The 4856-nt window shown below is 65.6% G+C and carries 5 protein-coding genes; 3 read left to right on the plus strand and 2 right to left on the minus strand.

The genetic code is table 11. The features are described from left to right. The 3 genes from RT028_RS19980 to RT028_RS19990 form a co-directional block, all read left to right on the plus strand. Positions 1–1251, plus strand: a 1251-nt coding sequence (locus RT028_RS19980; RefSeq protein ID WP_312937184.1) for an acyl-CoA dehydrogenase family protein, incomplete at its 5' end; no start/stop codon positions are given. 220 nt (positions 1252–1471) lie between these two features. Continuing rightward, complete coding sequence (gene amn / locus RT028_RS19985; RefSeq protein ID WP_312937186.1) at positions 1472–2935, plus strand: AMP nucleosidase; 1464 nt, start codon at positions 1472–1474, stop codon at positions 2933–2935. Between the two features lie 6 nt (positions 2936–2941). Continuing rightward, positions 2942–3571 (plus strand): pseudouridine synthase, encoded by a 630-nt coding sequence (locus RT028_RS19990; protein WP_312937187.1) that lies wholly within the window; start codon positions 2942–2944, stop codon positions 3569–3571. A gap of 188 nt (positions 3572–3759) precedes the next feature. On the opposite strand, the gene RT028_RS19995 is transcribed toward RT028_RS19990, so the two are convergent. Together RT028_RS19995 and RT028_RS20000 are read right to left on the minus strand one after the other, a co-directional pair. Further along, complete coding sequence (locus RT028_RS19995) at positions 3760–3963, minus strand: DUF2788 domain-containing protein (RefSeq protein ID WP_312937189.1); 204 nt, start codon at positions 3961–3963, stop codon at positions 3760–3762. A 55-nt stretch (positions 3964–4018) separates the two neighbouring features. After that, on the minus strand, positions 4019–4495 hold the full coding sequence (locus RT028_RS20000) for an Lrp/AsnC family transcriptional regulator (protein ID WP_312937191.1): 477 nt from the start codon (positions 4493–4495) through the stop codon (positions 4019–4021). Positions 4496–4856 lie beyond the last annotated feature (361 nt).

The following is a 4856-nucleotide window of genomic DNA, read 5'->3' on the forward strand; positions in this document are numbered from 1 at the left end:
CCGCTGACCATGACCTTCGCCGCCGTGCCTGCGCTGCGCCGGCAACCGGAGCTGGCAGCCTACTGGCTGCCCAAGATGCTGGCCCGCGACTACGACCCGCGCAACGTCGGTGACCGCCACAAGGCTGGGGTTACCCTGGGCATGGCCATGACCGAGAAGCAGGGCGGCAGCGACGTGCGCGCCAATACCACGCGGGCCTGGCCGGTCGGCGAGCGCGGCCCCGGGCAGGCTTACGAACTGCTCGGGCACAAGTGGTTCTGCTCGGCGCCGATGTGCGATGCCTTCCTGACCCTGGCGCAGACCGAGCAGGGCCTCAGTTGCTTTCTGTTGCCACGTCATCGCCCTGATGACACGCGCAATGAGTTGTACATCCAGCGCCTGAAAGACAAGCTGGGCAACCGCGCCAATGCATCGTGCGAAGTCGAGTTTCGCGGCGCGCTGGCCTGGATGCTCGGTGAAGAGGGGCGCGGCATCGCCACGATTCTCGAGATGGTCGCCCTGACCCGCTTCGACTGCATGGTCGGCTCCAGCGCCCTGATGCGCCAGGCCCTCACCCAAGCCACCCATCACTGTGCACACCGCCGTGTGAGCGCAAGGCTGCTCAACGAGCAACCGCTGATGCAGAACGTGCTGGCGGATCTGGCGCTGGAAAGTGAAGCCGCGCTGGCCCTGAGCCTGTGCATGGCCCAGGCGCTGGATCGGCCAGGCGATGCGCAGCAGGCTACCTTCGCCCGGCTGATGACGGCCGTGGGCAAGTACTGGATCTGCAAACGGGCGCCGGCGATGATCAACGAAGCCGCCGAGTGTCTGGGCGGGGCAGGTTATATAGAAGACAGCATCATGCCGCGGCTGTACCGCGAGGCGCCGGTCAACTCCATTTGGGAAGGGTCTGGCAACGTGCAGTGCCTGGACGTGCTGCGTGCGCTGTCCAGGGAACAGGGTGTGCAGGATGCGCTGTTCGCCGAGCTGGGCGATGGCCATGGCAGTTCCAGCCTCAAGGCGCACATCGAACGCCTCAAGCACGCAGTTGCCGACCCTGACGATCTGCCCTGTCGCGCCCGCCAGCTGACCGAAGACATCGCCCTGGCCGTGCAGGCCAGGCTGCTGCTGGAAAGCGGCGAGGCCGTGGTCAGCGATGCTTTCATCGCCAGCCGCCTGGGCGCTGTCGGACGCGTCTACGGCACGCTGCCCAAGGCGGTCGATGCCGCAGCGCTGGTGGCCCGGGCCACGCCGCTGGCGCTGGGCGAGTAGGCTGGGATCCGGCTTGAGTCCGCTTGCTCGAAGGGCGTCAATACCACCGGGTACTGCTTGCGTCCCCCTCGCGGCCAGCGCCGCAGACGACGCGCTGGGCGTGTGTGTGGCAGAGGCAGTGTCCCCAACGCTCGACCGATCGCCACCCAGACACGGGGATGTATTTCCCGCTCAACCGAGGCAAGATGTTTCCCCTGCATGTCCAGACAGGAAGCACAGTGTGAGCCACGCGTTTGAAGTCGTAGATACTCCCGAACAGGCCGTCGAGCGTCTGGCGGCCCTGCACCAACAGGCCACCGGGGCCCTCAGCCAGGCCCTCAAGCGCTACCTCAAGGACCGTACCGAACCGAGCGCCAGTGAACGCGCGCTGTATCGCTATCCGGTCATCCGCCTGACCTACGCCAGCCAGGGTGAAGTGGCCGCCACCACCCGCGCCTACGCCAAGGTCCAGGTGGACGGCGTGTACAGCGTGACCGTGACCCAGCCCGAAGCGTTTCGCAGTTACCTGCTCGACCAGCTGCAACCGCTGATGAACGACTACACGGTGACCGTTGAAGTCGGCATGAGCGAGCAGAGCATTCCGTACCCCTACGTCGTCGACCAGGGCGATGAACTGGCCGGTAGCGGCATCACGGCTGCGGCGCTGGCGCGGGTCTTCCCCAGTACCGACCTGTCCGCCGCCACCGATGACATCGCCGACGGCCTGTGGGACTGGGGCAACGCCGAGGCCTTGCCGCTGGCGCTGTTCGACGCCGCCCGCGTCGACTTTTCCCTGCGCCGCCTGGTGCATTACACCGGCAGCGACTGGCGCCACGTGCAGCCGTGGATTCTGCTGACCAACTACCACCGCTACGTCGACCAGTTCATTGCCCACGGCCTGGAGCAGCTGCGCGAGGATGCGCGCTTCGTGCGCATGGTGCTGCCCGGCAACGTGATCATCGACAAGGCCATGGACGAAGTGCAGACCCAGGCGCTGGTGGCCAGCGTGGTCTGGCACCGTTACCAGATGCCGGCCTACCACCTGATCGCCGCCGATGGCGACGGCATCACCCTGGTCAACATCGGGGTCGGCCCGTCCAATGCCAAGAACATCACCGATCACCTGGCCGTCCTGCGCCCGCACTGCTGGCTGATGATCGGCCACTGCGGCGGCCTGCGCCAGTCGCAGACCATCGGTGACTACGTACTGGCCCACGCCTACATGCGCCGCGACGGCATTCTTGATCGTGTGGTGCCGCCGAACATCCCCATACCAGCGCTGGCCGAAGTGCAGATGGCCTTGCAGGAGGCGGCTGCAACCATCACCGGCGAGCATGGCGATGAGCTGAAAAAACGCCTGCGCACCGGCACCGTGCTGACCTACGACGATCGCAACTGGGAGCTGCGCTGGGCGCAGGAACGGCCGCTGATCAACCTCTCACGCGCCGTGGCGGTGGACATGGAAAGCGGCACCATCGCCGCCCAGGGTTATCGCCTGCGGGTGCCCTACGGCACTTTGCTCTGCGTGTCCGACAAACCCCTGCACAGCGAGATCAAGCTGCCCGGCTCGGCCAATGCCTTCTATAACCGCGCCGTGAGCCAGCACCTGAAGATCGGCATTGCCGCCCTGGACCTGTTGCGTACCCAGCTCAACTCGCTGCACTCGCGTAAACTGCGCAGCTTCGACGAGCCGCCGTTCCGCTGAGGTTTCATGCCCTTGCCACCCCGTTCCACCCCGCGCCGTCAGGCGGCGCGGCCTGCTCCCGTACGGCGCCCGCCCAAGGCGCCGCCAGCCGAGCCCCGGCTGATCCTGTTCAACAAGCCGTTCGACGTACTGACCCAGTTCAGCGACGACCAGGGCCGCGCGACCCTCAAGGACTTCATCGACATCCCCGGCATCTACCCCGCCGGGCGCCTGGACCGAGACAGCGAAGGCCTGCTGCTGCTGACCAACGACGGCCGCTTGCAGGCACGCATTGCCGACCCCAAACACAAGCTGCCGAAAACCTACTGGGTGCAAGTGGAAGGGGAGGTCAGCGACGCGCAGTTGCAGCAACTGCGCGACGGCGTGCAGCTCAATGATGGGCCGACCTTGCCGGCCCAGGCCCGCCAGCTCGACGAACCTGAACTCTGGCCGCGCACCCCGCCCGTGCGCTTTCGCAAAAGCGTGCCGACCTGCTGGCTGGAACTGATCATCCGCGAAGGGCGCAACCGCCAGGTGCGGCGCATGACGGCAGCAGTAGGGTTGCCCACCCTGCGGTTGGTGCGGGTACGCATCGGCGATTGGGCGCTGGAGGGGTTGCCGCCAGGCGCGTGGCGTGAAGTGCCTGCCCCGCGCTAGGGGACCGGCTCGGTTGGCGTCTGCCGCGACCCTGGCGGCTTTGCGTGAGGCTTCCCAGCTGCTTGTGCATTGACCCGCCTGCGTGCTCGGCGCTGCGTGCGCAGCCTCGGGGCGGGTTCAGGCTGTGGTCGTGCCTTGCCTGACGTCACTAGGCCTTGCACACAGATTCACCCTGCCTGAGCGCAGCGTCAGACACCTTCGATCACTGCCACCGCCACGCTCTTGATGACGAACGCCATCACCCCGAGCCCCAGCACGACGAACAGGATCAGCGTGCCGAAGCGTCCGGCCTTGGACTTCTTCGCCAGGTCCCAGACGATGAACCCCATGAAGCCGATCAGCAGGCTGACCAGGCTGATCATCATCCACTCTTCGAATACTGCCGGGTCCATCGCAACGCTCCGTCAGGCTGGGTCGGCCGGCGAGTATACGCCAGGCAGATGGCGCTCAGCGCAGGTGGGTCAGCGGCATCTCGGTGCTGGCCAGCACCTGGTTGAGCACGAAGCTCGAGCGCACGCTGGTGACGCCTTCGATCCGCGTCAGGCTGCCGAGCAGCAGTTTCTGGTAATGGTCCATGTCGGGCACCACGACCTTGAGCTGGTAGTCGGCGTCCATGCCGGTGACCAGGCTGCATTCGAGCACCTGGGGCAGGCTGCGGATGACCGCCTCGAAGGTCTCGAAGCGTTCCGGGGTGTGGCGGTCCATGCCGATCAGCACATAGGCGGTGAGGCTCAGGCCGAGCTTCTTGCGATCGAGCAGTGCGACCTGGCGCGAGATGTAGCCGTCGTCTTCGAGCTGCTTGACCCGGCGCGAACACGGTGATGGCGAAAGGCCGATGCGCTCGGCCAGTTCCTGGTTGGAAATGCGCGCATCACGCTGCAATTCAGCGAGGATGCTCAGGTCGTAGCGGTCGAGCTTGCTCATGTCAGGGGCCTTTTCTTTTCGGATTGCGGCGAATTATCAATTAATGGGTAAAAATTGCGCAAGCAGTATTTGGGTCAGCAATATTAGCAATCCTCTGCCGGTTCGCCTGCTCTATCGTTATCAACAGAATCACTGCCCGGACAACAGTCCACAGCGATGCGCCCCAGACGGGTGCTCGCGGCCAGGCCATCCAACAGGATGCACCAGGCCCCCGGGCTACACCGAGTCCAGAAGACCCGGTGAGGTGAGCCGGCGTTACCCACGCCGAGCACGGACAACCATTCGAGAGGGAGGCCCTGGTGGCCTCCCTTTTTCATGGTGCGCCAGGCATGGCGCGTCGCGCGCAAGCGCAACCCGCTTG

The organism is Pseudomonas sp. (assembly GCF_032058845.1).
Classification (GTDB): domain Bacteria; phylum Pseudomonadota; class Gammaproteobacteria; order Pseudomonadales; family Pseudomonadaceae; genus Aquipseudomonas.